The 16,370-nt window shown below is 45.5% G+C and carries 9 protein-coding genes; 4 read left to right on the forward strand and 5 right to left on the reverse strand.

Annotated features, from left to right (window positions below; genetic code table 11):
- Nucleotides 1–74: 74 nt before the first annotated feature.
- Together H6F56_RS01860 and H6F56_RS01865 are read right to left on the reverse strand one after the other, a co-directional pair.
- Nucleotides 75–3,830: a GAF domain-containing protein gene (locus H6F56_RS01860; RefSeq protein ID WP_190665135.1), complete on the reverse strand. Its 3,756-nt coding sequence runs from the start codon at nucleotides 3,828–3,830 to the stop codon at nucleotides 75–77.
- 586 nt (nucleotides 3,831–4,416) lie between these two features.
- Nucleotides 4,417–4,698: a hypothetical protein gene (locus tag H6F56_RS01865; protein WP_190665136.1), complete on the reverse strand. Its 282-nt coding sequence runs from the start codon at nucleotides 4,696–4,698 to the stop codon at nucleotides 4,417–4,419.
- A gap of 168 nt (nucleotides 4,699–4,866) precedes the next feature.
- Between H6F56_RS01865 and speA the strand changes: the two genes are divergently transcribed.
- Entirely contained in the window at nucleotides 4,867–6,876 is a 2,010-nt protein-coding gene (gene speA, locus H6F56_RS01870) for a biosynthetic arginine decarboxylase (protein ID WP_190665138.1), read from the forward strand.
- Nucleotides 6,877–6,954: 78 nt separating this feature from the next.
- On the opposite strand, the gene H6F56_RS01875 is transcribed toward speA, so the two are convergent.
- The 3 genes from H6F56_RS01875 to H6F56_RS01885 form a co-directional block, all read right to left on the reverse strand.
- A complete protein-coding gene (locus H6F56_RS01875) occupies nucleotides 6,955–8,121 on the reverse strand; it encodes a sugar phosphate nucleotidyltransferase (protein ID WP_190665140.1) in 1,167 nt (388 codons plus the stop codon).
- 225 nt (nucleotides 8,122–8,346) lie between these two features.
- Nucleotides 8,347–9,249 carry a segregation/condensation protein A gene (locus H6F56_RS01880; protein ID WP_190665141.1) on the reverse strand — a complete coding sequence of 301 codons (903 nt, stop codon included), beginning with the start codon at nucleotides 9,247–9,249 and terminating at the stop codon, nucleotides 8,347–8,349.
- 335 nt (nucleotides 9,250–9,584) lie between these two features.
- Nucleotides 9,585–9,968: a LapA family protein gene (locus H6F56_RS01885; protein WP_190665143.1), complete on the reverse strand. Its 384-nt coding sequence runs from the start codon at nucleotides 9,966–9,968 to the stop codon at nucleotides 9,585–9,587.
- A 251-nt stretch (nucleotides 9,969–10,219) separates the two neighbouring features.
- Between H6F56_RS01885 and H6F56_RS01890 the strand changes: the two genes are divergently transcribed.
- From H6F56_RS01890 to H6F56_RS01895, 3 genes are all read left to right on the forward strand, one after another.
- Nucleotides 10,220–10,366, forward strand: a complete 147-nt coding sequence (locus H6F56_RS01890; RefSeq protein WP_190665144.1) for a hypothetical protein — start codon at nucleotides 10,220–10,222, stop codon at nucleotides 10,364–10,366.
- Nucleotides 10,367–10,739: 373 nt separating this feature from the next.
- Entirely contained in the window at nucleotides 10,740–10,862 is a 123-nt protein-coding gene (locus H6F56_RS26690) for a hypothetical protein (RefSeq protein ID WP_255513661.1), read from the forward strand.
- Between the two features lie 58 nt (nucleotides 10,863–10,920).
- Nucleotides 10,921–16,332, forward strand: coding sequence for an ATP-binding sensor histidine kinase (locus H6F56_RS01895; protein WP_190665146.1), 5,412 nt, complete (start codon nucleotides 10,921–10,923; stop codon nucleotides 16,330–16,332).
- Nucleotides 16,333–16,370: the final 38 nt, after the last annotated feature.

The raw sequence follows: 16,370 nt of genomic DNA on the forward strand, positions 1-16,370 counted from the left end.
CCGGCGGGAAAAAAGAAAAGTGACCAGTTTAGGGGAATTTTTCCCCGTGTCTTCTCACTGATCCTTTTTCCCATTCAATTTTCTTCGGGCGGGAAAGCCTCTGGCAAATGTTGAACGAGGTGTACAACCGTATCAAAACTTGCCTGATCAATATTGCCAAGCATATTTGCTAATGTCTCAGGAGATTGGTGTAGGGGCAGCGAAATCGTGAAACTCGAACCCTGACCACTGTTAGATTTTAAGGTAATAGAACCGCCGTGGAGTTCAGCTAATTTGCGAGTAATCACCAAACCGAGTCCCGTTCCCTGATACTTGCGAGACAAAGAAGAATCGATTTGTGAAAAGGGAGAAAAAAGCCGGAGTTGATCAGCTTCATCAATACCAATGCCGGTGTCCCAAACTTGAAAGTGAATGGTTTCAGGTGTAAAAATGTTACAGTCACCCTCTTCTTTTATCTCGTTGCGGGTGCGATAGATTTTTAGACCCACACTGCCTTGAGGGGTAAACTTGATGGCGTTTGTGAGCAAATTCAACAGCATTTGTTTCAACCGGCGAGGATCTGTAACCATGTACTCCAAGTCAGGTTCTACATCCACGTCCAAGTTTAAACCGTGATTCATCACTCGCTCTTGAATTAAGCTAATCACACTTTCACAGATATCTCGGATAAACACAAGTTGCGGCTCCAATTCCAGACGATCTGCCTCAATTCGTGACAAGTCTAGAATGTCATTAATCAGTTCTAATAAGTGTTCACCGCTGCTGTGAATACGGTCAACATACAACATTTGTTTAGGATTCAGTTTGCCGAAAGATTCCTCTAGCAGCACGCTGGAGAAGCCAAGAACCGCAGTCAAGGGCGTGCGAAGTTCGTGGCTAGTTGTGGCAATGAATTCTTCTTTGAGACGGTTAACTTCTGCAAGCTGGTAATTTTGTTCTTGGAGCAACCGCCACTGCTGCCTGATTTCCGTGACATCTTGACCAAACCCAATGACGCGATGAATGGTGCCGGTGGCGTCTGTAATCGGTGCGTAAACCGTTTCAAATGTGCGAGTGCCGGTGGGGAAGGAAATTTCGTGATTGAAAACAACTTTTTGGCCGGTGCTAAACACATGATGAATTAATGGTTCAATCGTACTGGCTTCGGTTCCTAACAGCTGCCGGTTGGTTTGGCCGATAATTTCACTCTGTGGTTTGCCGATAAAAGATGCTCCCGCTGGGTTGATGGAAAGGTAGCGCATCTGCCGGTCATATTCGACAAAGACATCCGTTGATTGTTCTAAGAATAAGCGGAAGTATTCTGCACTGAGGCGCTGTTCGTGTTCTTGCCGGTATAGACGCGCTTGACGGATAGCGATCGCACACTGAGAAGCCACCTGCTCTACTAAGTTCATTTCCTTTGCTTGAAACCGGCGGTGAGTGGTATGAAACACGCACACTACCCCAATTAAGCCTTGGTTATCCAAAATCGGACTAATTAGCAAAGACACTACCGTAGCAGCCTCTAGGGATTGTGCGCCCGGTATATCCTCAACCTTAGAACTTTCGGTTTGCGGCATCGGAACTTCGTGAATGCAGGGTTGACCGGCAAAGAGTCGGTTTCGGAACTGTTCAGGCCAATCTTGCAGAGACGAACGCGATCCAATCAGCGGCGCTGCTAGTTGAAGTGAGCCGATCAAGTGTTGAGAACGCACCTCAAAGACTTCCTGCCGCTCATCAAACAAACTGGCATAACAACCATCAACGCCAAGGGTGTTCGCCAAACCTTCCACCGCAATTTTTAGCATTTGGTCTTCACCCAGCGATTGCAGCAGTGCTTCAGTCAGCTGGCGGATCAGCTGCTCAAATTTCAGCGATTGTTCTAAAGAGCGCGTTCGCTGGTTAACCCGGTTTTCCAATTCATGCGCGTAAGCTTGCAGTTGGTGCACCAGATTGGCTTGCTCAATGGCAATGGCCAACTGATTGGCAACTGCTTGCAAAAGCTGCTGTTCGTCAGCCGTCCACTGTCGGGGACCCTGACATTGATGAACCACCAACAAACCCCACAGCGGAGGAATGGAAGGCCGGCGGAGCGCATTGCCGGCATCTTGCCTGGAGCCATTTTCTTGAAAGTTTCCGTTGCTACGATGCCCTGCGCCTTCGGTACGTTGAATGGCCACTGCCATCATGCTACGAACTTGCATTTGCTGTAGCATTTTATGGTGACATTCGGCGAGTTCTTCTGTCCGAACATCGGTCACACTCCATAGACGCCCGTTGCGATAGGCTTCCAGATAAGGCAGGGGAATACAATCTGCAGAGAACGACATCCCCTTAAGGGTCGGATAAATAACAAGAACGTCTTCAGCAACACAAATTCCACTGCTTGACAGATTTGGATTAACCTGAGCAAGCGCTGAGACGCTAAGCTCAACTAACGAATCGTCAACTAGCTGGTAAGCTAAAACTCGGTCTGCACCCAGTGCCTGTCTAAGACGCTGGACTGCTGTTTGCAAAATCGCATCGAGATCGAACGTCGCACGGATTTTAGCGGAAATTTCACTTAAGAGGGCTTCGCGCTCCCGCCGCTGCTGGATCTCCAGTTCAGCTCGTTGGTGTTCGCTTAAGTCTGTGACAAAACTCAGCAAGTAGCTTTCTTCTACCTCTTCGCCAATCAGCGACATTGCCACTTCTGCTGTGACAAAGGAACCGTCCCGCCGCAGATATCGTTTGCGAAGCGTTTGACGTTTGCTGCCGCCGTTCAGCATTTGTTGAATGACTCTCACCTCAACCGCAAAATCTTCTGGATGAGAAATTGATCGGCGATCTAAATGGCGCAACTGGGTTTGGGTGTAACCTGTGAGGCGACAAAATGCTGGATTGGCACTCAGGATACCGCCATCGAGGCTTTCGTAGAGAATGCCGATGGGGGCTTCCCAGAATAAGTTGTTAATGCTCTCATCCGGGCTGAATTTGGCCTGAGGTATGCCGGCTGCTAAGGGGTGAGGATTGCCTGGAATTTTAGTTTGTGAAACAGGTGGCGAATCAGGCAAGGGTGAAGTTTGTTGTTTTAAGTTGTTAACGTTTAACTTTTCAGTTTCTTGATTGCGCTTAATCGTTTCTTCTTGTAGGTTTTCGGTGACATCAGCGCTATTTTCTCCGACAACTCCTAAGAGTTGTAACCAAACCCGGCGCAGCACGTTGCTGTGATTGTTAAGGTCTGTTGCTTTTAATCCTGAGCAATGAGGTGCTGCCGCTGCTACTGCTGGGGTGCTGAGCAAATTGACGATGACTTGTGGGTCAAAGTTTAAGGAAACTTGCCAAATTGGGGTTGTTACGGATGCAGATAAGAACTCTGTTTCTGAAGATTGCCCTAGGGAAAATGAAGGATGAATTTGCTGATGGTGTTGTGACTTGAGGCTTGTTGTGGCAGGCTCTAGATGAATCCAAATATTGAGATAAGAACTCAATATGATTAAACTTGCTTCCACTTCAGCCAAATCAATTAACTGGAAGGTTGGCAACTGAGGCGTCCCGGTCGCTTCTGGGTTGCCGGCTGAATTTTTTGAGGCTCTGTTGTTGGCTTTTTTAGTAGATAGTGGCTGAACAGGGTTGCTGCTGTCGGCAGGCCGCACCAGCAGTTTTGGATCAAGGCTTTGTTGGGCTTTGTGGGCGGCTTCCCACCAGGTTTGCGCTAAACTCTGACAAAGTTCTCTATTTTTGCCGGCAGCCAATAACGTCCGCAACCGACCATTCGAGGCGACGGCTGTTTGTAAAATTTCTACTAGAGAACACACTCTGGGCCAAGTCAAATGGAGGATAATTTGACTTGGCAAAGTTAGATAGCTCATTCGTTTACCGCGCTGATTCAGTCGTTGTTCACTTATTTTGATAACGGTCAGCTCGCCTCTTAAGAAAAGACTAAACAACAAAATTTTTTGTTGGAAGCTTATGTCTAAGTCTAGCTATTAAATAACCATTCAGAGTTTTAAAGAGTTGATCCCAGGTAGTTGTACTTTCACAAAGCCAGATAAAAAGTCATCTTATGTACCCACCATTAAGTGCGGCGCTTACAGGCTGAGGTCATGCTTTATCCCTTTTCAACTTCTCTAGTCCTATTGTGCCTCGTTAATCGGGTAAGCAGAGCAAATATTTACAACGCCTTGTAACTATTAATACATTTTAAAGGGCTGCCGGAAAGCTGGCTCAGCAACCGACTGCATTGACATCTAGAGTTTGAAGGCGGTGAAAGGTGAGTTTGGCTGGTTGTCAATAAGTCGGCTTTCTAGCAAACAGGCTGATAAATAGAGCCAACATTGCCTGTAAGCCGAATCTTTGGGTAAGTTTTACGAATCGTTAAATTGACTAATTTTCCCCTGCCGACTGGGGATCGCTCTTGCCGGCGGGGGCGATTTGCACTCAGGCAATTGCAGGGACTCAGCTGCCGTCGGCACCCTCTGAATAACGCACAATTCCATCAGCAGACTCTGCATAATAGCTGCCGTCAGCGTCTTGATAATAGAGATTGCCCTCGGCGTCTATCGCTGCGATGTTCCCCTGAGAGTCTTCTGTATAAAGCGTTCCGTCTGCATCGACTGCTGTATAATTTCCTGCAACATCCACTACTTCGGCATTACCCCCGGCATCCTCTATATACACATTCCCCTCGGCATCCTCTGCATAAGCGTTGCCTTCCGAGTCGTATTGTGTGTAAACCATCAAAACAGTCCTTCATTGCAGACCTGATGGGTCGTATTCTAACAAAGGGTTGAGAAAGCTTTCTGAAAGCCATCTAAAGATTGAATGAAGGCTTTTCTCCCCTCAGCTTGCTGTGGATGAATGCGATAAACTGTCACTCTACAGGTCAAAAGCGAGGACACTTCTAGTATGGGTTTGGAGCCAACCACCGCTGATGCCGGCACTGAAGAAGTCTCAATCGAGTTGCCGACGAGCATCGAATCCTCCCCACTGCACAATGGGAAGCCGTCAAATCGAGCCAGCGCTCGTAAATCTTGGACAATCGAGAAAAGTGAAGAACTGTATCGCATTCGCGGCTGGGGGGAGCCTTATTTTTCAATTAATGCTGCCGGTCATGTAACGGTATCACCCAAGGGCGATCGCGGCGGTTCTCTCGATCTTTGTGAATTAGTAGAAGCCTTACAACAGCGTAACTTAGGGCTGCCTTTGCTGATCCGGTTTTCGGATATTTTGGAAGATCGGATTGAGCGGTTAAATGCTTGCTTTGCCAAAGCTATTGCCCGTTACAAGTATCCCGGTGTTTATCGCGGTGTTTTCCCGGTGAAATGCAACCAACACCGGCACTTGTTAGAAGACTTGGTGCGTTTTGGTCAACCGCATCAGTTTGGCTTAGAAGCCGGTTCTAAGCCAGAGTTGCTGATTGCTTTGGCAACCTTAAAAACCCCAGGGGCACTGCTGATTTGCAACGGTTATAAAGACCGGGAGTATATCGAAACTGCAACCTTAGCGCAGGGATTGGGACAGTTGCCGATTATTGTGATCGAGCAGCTAGAAGAAGTGCAGTTAGTGATTGAAGCCAGCCGTAAGTTGGGGATCGAGCCGGTGCTAGGGGTTCGAGCCAAGCTGAGTAGTAAAGGAATTGGCCGCTGGGGTGGCTCAACCGGCGATCGGGCTAAATTTGGCCTAACGATTCCCGAAATAATTCAGGCTGCCGATCAGCTCAATGAGGCCGGTTTGTTGAACTCGTTGCAGCTACTGCACTTCCACATTGGCTCTCAAATTTCCTCAATTAGCGTAATTAAAGACGCGATCCGAGAAGCCAGCCAGATTTATGTCGAGTTGGCCAAGTTGGGAGCCAATATGAAATATCTGGATGTGGGCGGCGGTTTGGCGGTGGATTACGATGGCTCTAAAACCAATTTCCACGCCTCCAAAAACTACAATATGCAAAACTACGCCAATGATATTGTGGCGGAAGTTAAGGAGGCTTGTGAGGAGCGCCAGCTGCCGGTGCCGACGCTGATCAGCGAAAGCGGGCGGGCGATTGCTTCCCATCAATCGGTTTTAGTCTTTGATGTGCTCGGTACAAGTGAAGTCCCGTCTGTGGCACCGGCACCGCTGGGAGAGCGAGAACACCTGATTTTGCGAAATCTCTACGAAACTTACCAGTCGATCGGCGTGGAGAATTACCAAGAGGCTTACCACGACGCGATTCAGTTTAAGGAAGAAGCGATTAGCATCTTTAACTTTGGCTATCTCAGCCTGCGGGATCGCGCGAAAGCTGAGCGTCTCTACTGGGCTTGTTGCGAAAAGATTCTTTCTCTTGTCCGCCAGCAGGACTATGTGCCTGATGATTTGGAAGATTTAGAGAATATCATGGCGTCGATTTACTATATCAACCTCTCTGTCTTCCAATCAGCGCCTGATAGTTGGGCGATTAACCAGCTGTTCCCGATTATGCCGATTCACCGGCTGGAGGAAGAACCGACGCAGCGAGGCACACTGGCGGATCTGACTTGCGATAGCGATGGCAAAATTGATCAGTTTATTGACCTTCAGGCGGTCAAGCCGGTGTTAGAATTGCATCCCCTGAAAGCCGGCGAACCTTACTACTTGGGTATGTTTCTTGCCGGTGCTTACCAAGAAATTATGGGCAATCTGCACAACTTGTTTGGCGACACTAACGCGGTTCACATCAAGCTGACGCCCAAAGGATACCAAATTGAACACGTTGTCAAGGGGGACACGATGACGGAAGTGCTGGGCTATGTTCAGTACGATCCTGAAGATTTGGTTGAAAGTATCCGCAAACAAACTGAGCAAGCTTTGCAAGAAGGGCGGATTTCCCTGAAAGAATCCCAGATGCTGCTGCAAAATTACGAGCGCAGTTTGAGCGGGTATACCTATCTATCGAGCTAGGGAATGGGGAATTGTTAATTCAATAGCGCTCAGGTGTCAGTTGCCACTGATATCTGAGCGCTATTTATTCGTGATTCCCTACAAGTTTTCGGTGCCTAAAAGTTCGGCAATGACTTGCCGTTCCGCCGGCGGTTGGTCTGGCAGCGATTTCCGGGCGTCGGTAATCAACCAGTCTAAAGCGGCTGCTTCCAGGTCAATGTTTTCGCCGTTTTTATCAATGCAGTAACGCCCAAAAACTAATTTATCGATTAACCGTGCCCCTTGCCCCAAACGCGAGTATTCAAAAATCACGCTGTTTTCAACGGTTGCCCCACTGCAAATACAGCAATTCGGGCCGATCATCGTTGGGCCGATAATTTTTGCGCCATCTTCAATGCGAGTCATGCCCCCGATGTAGACCGGCCCTTCAATCTCGACTTTGTCCCAGTTAATGGCGACGTTGAGACCTGTGTAGACGCCTGGCTTCACTTCATGCCCTGGAATGGCAACATTTTTGACTTCTCCGAGCAGCACGCCGCGAATGGCACGCCAGTAGTCAGGAACTTTGCCAATGTCCACCCATTGAAAATCCATTGTGATGCCGTAGAATGGCGCTCCAATTTTTACCAGATGGGGGAACAACTGGCCACCAATGTCAAATTCTTGGCCGGAGGGGATGTAATCCAAGACTTCTGGCTCAAAAATGTAAATGCCGGTGTTGATGCTGGTGCTGAGGGCTTCTTCGACTTTGGGTTTTTCTTGGAAGGCTTTGATCCGGCCCTCTTCATCCGTAACCACAACCCCATAGCTAGGAACTTCCTCTTTAGGGACGGATTTCATAACCACTGTGGCAATTGAACCTTTTTCGCGGTGCCACTTGACGGCAGCGGTTAAGTCCAGGTCAATTAAAGCATCGCCACACAACACCACAAAGGTGCTATCAAAAAAGGGAGAGAAGTCTTGGATGCGGCGCATCCCGCCGGCTGAGCCTACGGCTTCCCCTAGGAGTTCACCTTCTACAATTCTGCCTTCAAAGGAATAGGCAATCTGAACCCCAAATCGCTGGCCATCTCGGAAATAGTTCTCGATCTCATTTGCTAGATGGCTGACGTTGACCATAATTTCGTTAAAGCCATGTTGCCGTAGCAACTCAACTAAGAACTCCATCACTGGCTTTTGCAGGATGGGAATCATGGGTTTGGGAATGGTTTGGGTAATGGGGCGGACGCGGGTGCCCTTCCCAGCAGCCAGAATCATGGCTTTCATAAAAGTTTTTCTCTCAAGCCGTGGCCAATCAATTTAGTCAATTGATAGTTTACAGTTCGTTTAATGCCGATGGGAGCGAAGGACGCGCAAGTCATGCGTTGATTTAGAAATTTATCGTTCAGTCCAGCCGGCTCCAAACAACAGGCTACCAGTTATTTTCCTCATTAATGCACATTTCTTGAGATCCTGTGGATGCCAGCCTGCTGATGCATCCTTTTCAGCCGCTCAACTTGCCGGTTTAATGCTTTCATCCACTTCGGCGGCTGGTAGCTGGAGCGATTCTGGAAGCGCCCGGATTTTCAAGTCTTGGTAGAATTCCTCTTGACTTAACTCGACCTTAGACTGAGCCGACAGCAACAGCAGCGCCCAGAAAACGCCTACCCGGTCATTTTCCTTGATTTCTTGCCGGCTCGTGTCTGCCGGCACGGGTGACTCATCGGCAGCTTGCTGGGTTGCGGATGACAAACGCTCTAGCAATTGATCTAGCTCTAGCCAGTCGTGTTCTTGCGAGATTTGAGTCCAATTCTGGAGGAAAAACCGCTCCAAGACGCCGGCAACTTCGGAAAGATTTTCCTGGTGGGCCAGATGGGTGATGGCACGAGCGACCTGGGCACTGGATCTGGGGCTAGATTTTTTGGGACGCGCCCGACGGGGGCGATCTTCCATTGCTACTGCCATCAGCTGTAGCTGGTCGATCAATTCCTGAAGGGTGACGCGGCGTTTTTGCGGCGGCTGGGCAACGGCACGCCGCCGCAACTGGCGCTCTAGCTTTAGTGGCCCTCGCTGTGCAGTATCGTCGAGTAGTTCTGTGTCATCTTCGAGCAGTTCTGCCTCGTCCTCCGGCTCGGAAGAACGAGCCAGACTATCGGCTTTGAGCAATACCAGCATGGAGGCATACAAAAAAGCCTGCCCTGACTGCGATAGGGCGACTTCCCGCTCAAGTTGGCCGGCTTCGCGAACTGGAGCAAGTTCGCTTAAAAAGCGGTCAATGACCTCAATCACTTGGACATCCCAGGGGTTAATTTCTCCCTGTTTGGCTAGGTCGATTAGCAGGGCAATGCCGAGTTCTGGGGCAGACGAGCCGCGATGATTGAGGTTCGCTGCATCAGGGGACAATGAAACTGTCATATATTAGACCTTCATCTCAAATCCGCGCATACAGACTCGTGTCGAATGCTAAGTTAACACAACTGCATTCAGCTACCGCGCCCCATAAAGTACACAAGGGAAGTGGGGGAGCTTTTGGGGGTTTTTTTAACATTGAAGCAGCGAATCAGGGGAGATGGGGAGATACTGGGAAATGATTCGGTAATTAATTAATCGTAAATTATCTCATTTTTTGATTGGAAACGGCAAGCTGGCCACTAGCAGCCAGGAAGGAGTGGCAAGTCTTGGGCCAGTTTGTGGATCTCATGTTCAGCCGGTGATGCTAAGGCGTCACCCAGGCTCGCATTTGTGTCTGATCAGGCGTCTGTGGTTGACACCTCCTGAGCGAGAGAAGCATTCGTGGTGAGGGGTTCGCTGGCAGGAGGCAGCCGGTGCTGGTCTTGCAATTCTGCTTTATAGCGTTCCATATCTTGCTCTAATTCTTGAATGCGGTCATCTCTTTTACGAATTTGACGAATATCTTGGCGGGCTGCCAGTAGCCGCTGCAAGCGAGTCCACACACCAAAAAGCCAAGCTAAAACGGCTCCAATCCCCATCGCCAAAATCAGTTCAATGGAAATTGGGGCTTGAAATTGGATACCTTCGATAATCTGAATGGTGGCCGGCTGTGTATTTTCGATGCTGAATAAAACCAGCGCTAAGCACACTACGAAGATGATGACGAAGTTGAGCGGTCGCATCAATGGACTCCTGCATCTTGGGGTTCATTTGCCCATTTTACGGGGGCACCGGCACGATTCAGCATTGTGAGGTTGGAGATTTTAATCGGAAATCTCCGATAGGGAGATAAATTCTGAGTGATACAACAATGCCGGTGAATTTTGGCACTGGGATTTGCCGTCTTGCGTACTGAAATAATTATACAATTTCCGTTTGATAAGTTTATTATAAACTGGGTGGAGGAATTAATGGACAAACTAGCTGATGCAAAATGGATAGGTTGCCGGCATTGAAGGAACGCTTGGAGATAGGAAAGATTACTGCCTCTGGCTTTGAAGCGATTGGTGCCGGTTCAGCAGTCGCCACCCATTACGATGATCGCTCTCTGAAAGCGTATATTTGGCAACAAGACAATTAGTAAATTAAGTTGCAGACAAATCTTGATCAATTGCCAAAAGCTGGGGCTTTGGTGGTAGTCGCTTTCTGGAAACTGAAAAATAATTCTGGATTTTCGGCGCGAGGGTTTACGATTTTGCCATAATCAAGCTATCAGTTAAAAAGACCGGCAAGAAGCTATCATTGCAATTTGAGAATGTAACATTTTATATCAAAGATACCGTGTCGCTTGTTCTTTCTATCTAGGGTTTGCCTAGTGAGACTCGGCAGATAAAAATCTCTCATGAGATTTTCCCCTCTCCCCGTCTTTTGTTTTTTCACTGAAAGATGTGAGATGCTTTCTGTGAGGGAGGCTACCGGGCGAGTTCGGGCTTTCTCCTAGCAGGTTAAGCGCCATGGGCAACAACTCTCTAAAAAGATGCCGGTGTTTGCTGACAGTAAATGTCCATCTGCTGACAGCGAGTTGCTCGATGTTGCCGGCGATTCCCCGTACCTTGTTGATGCTACGGCTTTTTTAACAAGATGTTGGCGCTACAATTTTATATTTAAGCCACTACCTTTAAGGATAACCCTACGATGCTTGCTATTCCTGGCTACCAAATTCTCGCTTTAATTTATGAAAGTGCCAATTCCCTGGTTTATCGGGGACGCCGTGAGCATGATAATCAACCTGTTATCTTGAAACTGCTTAAACACGAGTATCCCTCCCCAGCAGAACTTGCCAGATATGAGCAGGAATATGAAATTACTCGGTCTTTAAATTTAGAAGGCGTTGTCAAAGCTTATGATTTGCTAAAGTATCAAAATACTTCAGTTATGGTTTTAGAGGATTTTGGCGGCGAGTCGTTAAGAACTTTAATGGCTTCGCAAAGGTTTACACTTTTAGGATTTCTGACTCTGGCTGTGAAAATTGCCAAAAGTCTGGGAAACCTTCATGCTGTTAATATTATACACAAAGATATCAATCCCTCCAATATCAGTTTTAATCCTGCGACCGAGCAATTAAAAATAATCGATTTTAGTATTTCCACTGTCCTATCTCGCGAAAGTACGGCGATTAAAAATCCCAGCATTTTAGAAGGAACCCTGGCTTATATGTCGCCGGAACAGACCGGCAGAATGAACCGAAGTTTGGATTATCGAACTGATTTTTATTCTTTGGGGGCGACTTTTTATGAATTACTAACCCATCAATTGCCGTTTATTGCAACGGATGCAATGGAATTGGTACATTGTCACATTGCTAAACAGCCGGTGCCTCCCCATGTGATTAATCCAGAAATTCCTAAAGTTTTGTCTGATATTGTGATGAAACTGTTAGCAAAAACCGCTGATAAGCGATATCAAAGTGCTTGGGGATTAATTGCTGATCTAGAGGAATGTTTAACTCAGTTACAGGATCAAGGGACAATTTCGGAATTTCCAATTGGTCGTCAAGATATATCTGATAAATTTCAAATCCCGTCAAAACTTTATGGCAGAGAACGAGAAATTGAAACACTTTTAATGGCTTTTGATCGGGTTTATGCCGGTACGACGGAACTCATGTTGGTTTCGGGTTATTCAGGAATTGGGAAATCAGCCTTAGTGCAGGTTCTTTATAAACCGATTACCAGGCGCAAGGGTTATTTTATCGCGGGGAAATTTGACCAGTTTCAGCGAAATATTCCCTACTCGGCTGTCGTCAGCGCTTTTTCTGAATTGGTACGGCAACTCTTAACAGAAAGTGAAGTGCAGTTAAATCGCTGGCGCGAAAAACTTTTGACTGCTTTTGGCCCTAATGGTCAAATTATTATTGATGTTATTCCCGAAGTCGAATTGATTGTAGGTACTCAACCTTCTATTGCGGAATTGGGTCCTACAGAGTCTCAAAATCGCTTTAATTTAGTTTTTCAAAACTTTATTCAGGTGTTTTGTTCGAGGGAACATCCACTCGTTATCTTTTTAGATGATTTGCAATGGGCGGACTCTGCAACACTCAAATTAATTGAGTTAATGTTGATGGATCAGGGGACGCAATATCTGTTTGTAATTGGGGCATATCGAGATAATGAAGTGAGTCCTACTCATCCATTAATGATGACCCTAGACACGCTACACCATGAAGAAGCGGTTATTAACCAGCTTAGCTTAGAACCTTTGAACCTTGAGCAAATCAGCTTACTCATTGCAGAGACTTTGCACAGTAATGAACAAGCTGTCAAACCATTAGCAGAATTGGTTTTGCGTAAAACCCAAGGCAACCCGTTTTTTGTGAGTGAATTTCTCAAAACTCTCTATCAAGAAAATCTTCTCACTTTTAATCCCCCATCCTCTGTGACTAAAGGGGGGTGGCAGTGGGATATGGCTAAAATTGAGGCGCTTGCTATCACAGATAATGTGGTGGAATTAATGATTTGGAAGTTAAAAAAACTGCCAGAATCAACCCAGCAAGTTTTACGTTTAGTGGCTTGTTTGGGCAACCAATTTGAATTAAATACCCTGTCTTTAATTCATAAAAAAGAAGCCTCAGAAACCTTTAAAGACCTTTGGCCGGCAGTCCAAGAAGGATTAATATTACCAGCGTCAGAATTAGAAAATACAGATCTTGATTTGATTAATTATCCGCTTTTAATTCTTAATTATAAGTTTTTGCATGACCGCGTGCAACAGGCGGCTTATTCACTGATTGATGAATCCAATAAAAAAGTCGTTCATCTGGAAATTGGGCGGTTATTGCTGGCGAATACCCCCGCCGAATACCGAAGCGAAAGAATTTTTGAGCTAGTCGATCATTTGAATGTAGCGAGATCATTAATTGTAGAGGAAGAAGAACAGCTTGAATTGGCAGTATTAAATTTAGAAGCTACCCGAAAAGCTAAAGATGCAACTGCTTACGTTTCCGCCCAACAGTATTTGACAGCAGGAATGGAAAGCTTAAGCGAAACGATTTGGGAGTCGGATTACGATCTAGCTTTTGCTTTGCATAAAGAACGGGCAGATATTGAATATTTAAATGGAAACTTTGAAGAGTCAGAAAAATTTATCAATTTAACCTTAGAAAATACGCAATCAACTTTAGAAAAAGCAGAAATATACAATCTCCTGATTGTGCAATATACACTGCGGGCTAAATATGAGGAGGGCGTGACAGCAGCGAGAAAGGCTTTAGCTTTGCTAGGCATTGAACTGCCGACAGATAATTTAGAAGCTGCAATCGGTGCAGAAATGGCAGCAGCACAAGAAACTTTAGCAAACCGAAGCATTGCTTCTTTGCTTGATGCACCAGAAATGAGTTTACCAGACAAAAAAATCGCTGCAAAATTAATCGTCAATGCTTTAACCTCTTTTTACTTGATAAAAGCTGAATTCTGGACTTTGAGCGTGCTTAAAGTTGTGAATATGTCGTTTCAATACGGAAATGCTCCAGAATCATGTCTTTGTTACTGTGCTTATGGAATCTTATTGATTAACGTTTTTGGGAATTATAAATTAGCCTATGAGTTGGGAAATTTAGGGAGAAAATTGAGCGAAAAATGGAATAATACCGATCTCAGATGTAAGGTTTTAGTAACCTTTGGAAATACAATTAATTACTGGTATAGACCGATAAAAGAAGGGAACATAATTACTAATGAAGGCTATCAAGTTGCTTTAAATTCTGGATGTTTGGAGTATGCTGGCTATGCGTTGCATAACAAAGTTGTAAATTTATTTATGCAAGGAACTAATCTTTCTCAAATCAGTGCCGAAATTCCTAAATATTTGCAATTTGCCCAAAAAACAAAAAATCAACTGTCTACTGATACGATGATTGGAATGCAACTCTTGATCATGCAGTTAGCCAAACTTGATCAAGAAGAAACTCCTCTTATCAAAAAAGGACTCAGTGAAAGCCAGTATGTAGAAGATTGCCGGCAACGCAGTACCTTTTTATCGCTAGCTGCGTATCAAATTTATAAAATTCAAGTTCTCTACCTCTACGAGCATCTAGATGAAGCCCTAAAAATTGCTTTAGAAACAGAAAGCTTACTTGCTTTCACCGGAGGGATAGCTGTCTCTACAGACTATAATTTTTACTTGTCACTTGTTTTAATTGCCGCCTATCCAGAAGCGTCAGAAGATGAGCAAAAACAATATTGGCAAAAATTAGAAACTAATCAACAGCAGATGAAAATTTGGGCAGAAAACTGTCCGGAGAACTTTTTGAATAGGTATCTTTTAGTCAAAGCAGAAATTGCTCGCATTTCTGGGAAAGGAGAAGAGGCAATAGATTTGTACGATCAAGCAATTGAATCAGCCTTAGAAAATCAGTTTACCCAAAATGAAGCCTTAGCCAATGAACTGGCAGCAAAATTCTGGTTAGCGAAAGGTAAAGAAAAGATTGCCAAAATTTATATGACTGAAGCGCATTATGGCTATCAGCGCTGGGGGGCAAAACGCAAAGTTGAAGATTTAGAAACTAAATATAGTCAGTTGCTAGCCAAAACGCCGGCTAAAAATCGGAGGGGTGATACTTCCAACACGAAGCTAGATGCAACGATTCACACGACAACCGGCAGCAATTCGGAATCTCTAGATTTAGTAACCGTCATGAAAGCTTCCCAAGCAATTTCTGGGGAAATTGTTCTGGATAAATTGCTGGCAAAGTTGATGAAAATTCTTATCGAGAATGCCGGCGCACAAAAAGGCTTGCTGGTTTTGCCAAAAGATGGAAAATTGATCGTTGTAGCCGAAGCATCTGTCACGCAAGATGAGGTGGTGATGCAGAAATCTAACTTGGTTGAGTCCAGTCAAGATTTGCCGGTGTCGGTGATTAATTATGTCGAGCGCACTCGCTCTGATATGGTTTTAAGTAATGCTGCCGGCGAAGGACGATTTACGAGTGATCCGTATATTTCTAAACGGCAACTGAAATCAGTTTTGTGCAGTCCGATCATCAATCAAGGGCAACTGATCGGCATTCTTTATTTAGAGAACAATTTAACCACCGGCGCGTTTACTCCAGAAAGACTGGAAGTTTTAAGGTTGCTTTCTTCCCAGGCTGCTGTGTCCTTAGAAAATGCTTTACTTTACGCTTCAGTCGAACAAAAAGTATCAGATAGGACACAAGAATTAAACGAAAAAAATGTTCGTCTCGAACAAACTCTTCACGAACTAAAACGTACCCAAACCAAACTGATTCAGAGCGAAAAGATGTCGAGTTTGGGGCAAATGGTTGCTGGGGTCGCCCATGAAATTAATAACCCGATTAGCTTCATTTATGGCAATCTTACACCCGCAAGCGAATATGTTCAAAGTTTGCTTTCTGTCATTAATCTCTACCAGCAACACTATCCCACACCGGCAGCCGAAATTTGTGAGGAGATAGAAAACATTGATCTCGAATTTGTGGTGGAGGATTTGCAAAAACTTCTAGATTCCATGAAAGTGGGTGCTGAACGCATCCGCAAAATAGTCTTGAGTTTGCGAAATTTCTCGCGGCTGGATGAAGCGGATATGAAGCCGGTTGATATCCATCAAGGAATTGAATCTACCTTGCTTATTTTGCAACCTCGAATAAGAAAAGAAGGAGGGCGTTCTGGAATTGAGATCATTAAAGAATATGGAAAGTTGCCTCTCATTACCTGCTATGCCAGTCAAATGAATCAGGTATTTATGAATGTCCTAAGCAATGCGATTGATGCTTTAGAGTCATTCGTTCCGTGTTCAGAATCCTTGGAAAATGAGCTAAAGCAAAAAACCATTTATATTCGCACTGAAGCAAATTCTACCGGCTTTGCGACGATTCGGATTTCTGATAATGGCCCAGGTATGACAGAAGATGTGATTCGGAAGATATTTGATCCCTTCTTTACCACAAAGCCGGTGGGTTCCGGCACCGGCTTAGGATTATCCATTAGCTATCAAATTGTCGTAGACTCTCACCAAGGGCAGCTTAACTGTATTAGCACCCCCGGTAAAGGTGCAGAGTTTGTAATTTCAATTCCCATCAAACCTCAAAAATAATAAAGCGGAAGGATAAAACTTGTTTCTGCAACGGGTTT

This window comes from Microcoleus sp. FACHB-672 (assembly GCF_014695725.1).
In the GTDB taxonomy this organism is placed as follows: Bacteria; Cyanobacteriota; Cyanobacteriia; order Cyanobacteriales; family Oscillatoriaceae; genus FACHB-68.

Excerpts from the sequence above, each read along its gene's own strand:
- H6F56_RS26690 (WP_255513661.1), top strand. The coding sequence starts at position 10,740 with ATGGGCAACAACTCTCTAAAAAGATGCCGGTGTTTGCTGACAGTAAAT.
- H6F56_RS01890 (WP_190665144.1), top strand. The coding sequence starts at position 10,220 with ATGGATAGGTTGCCGGCATTGAAGGAACGCTTGGAGATAGGAAAGATT.
- H6F56_RS01860 (WP_190665135.1), bottom strand. The coding sequence starts at position 3,830 with ATGAGCTATCTAACTTTGCCAAGTCAAATTATCCTCCATTTGACTTGG.
- speA (WP_190665138.1), top strand. The coding sequence starts at position 4,867 with ATGGGTTTGGAGCCAACCACCGCTGATGCCGGCACTGAAGAAGTCTCA.
- H6F56_RS01895 (WP_190665146.1), top strand. The coding sequence starts at position 10,921 with ATGCTTGCTATTCCTGGCTACCAAATTCTCGCTTTAATTTATGAAAGT.
- H6F56_RS01875 (WP_190665140.1), bottom strand. The coding sequence starts at position 8,121 with ATGAAAGCCATGATTCTGGCTGCTGGGAAGGGCACCCGCGTCCGCCCC.
- H6F56_RS01885 (WP_190665143.1), bottom strand. The coding sequence starts at position 9,968 with ATGCGACCGCTCAACTTCGTCATCATCTTCGTAGTGTGCTTAGCGCTG.
- H6F56_RS01865 (WP_190665136.1), bottom strand. The coding sequence starts at position 4,698 with ATGGTTTACACACAATACGACTCGGAAGGCAACGCTTATGCAGAGGAT.
- H6F56_RS01880 (WP_190665141.1), bottom strand. The coding sequence starts at position 9,249 with ATGACAGTTTCATTGTCCCCTGATGCAGCGAACCTCAATCATCGCGGC.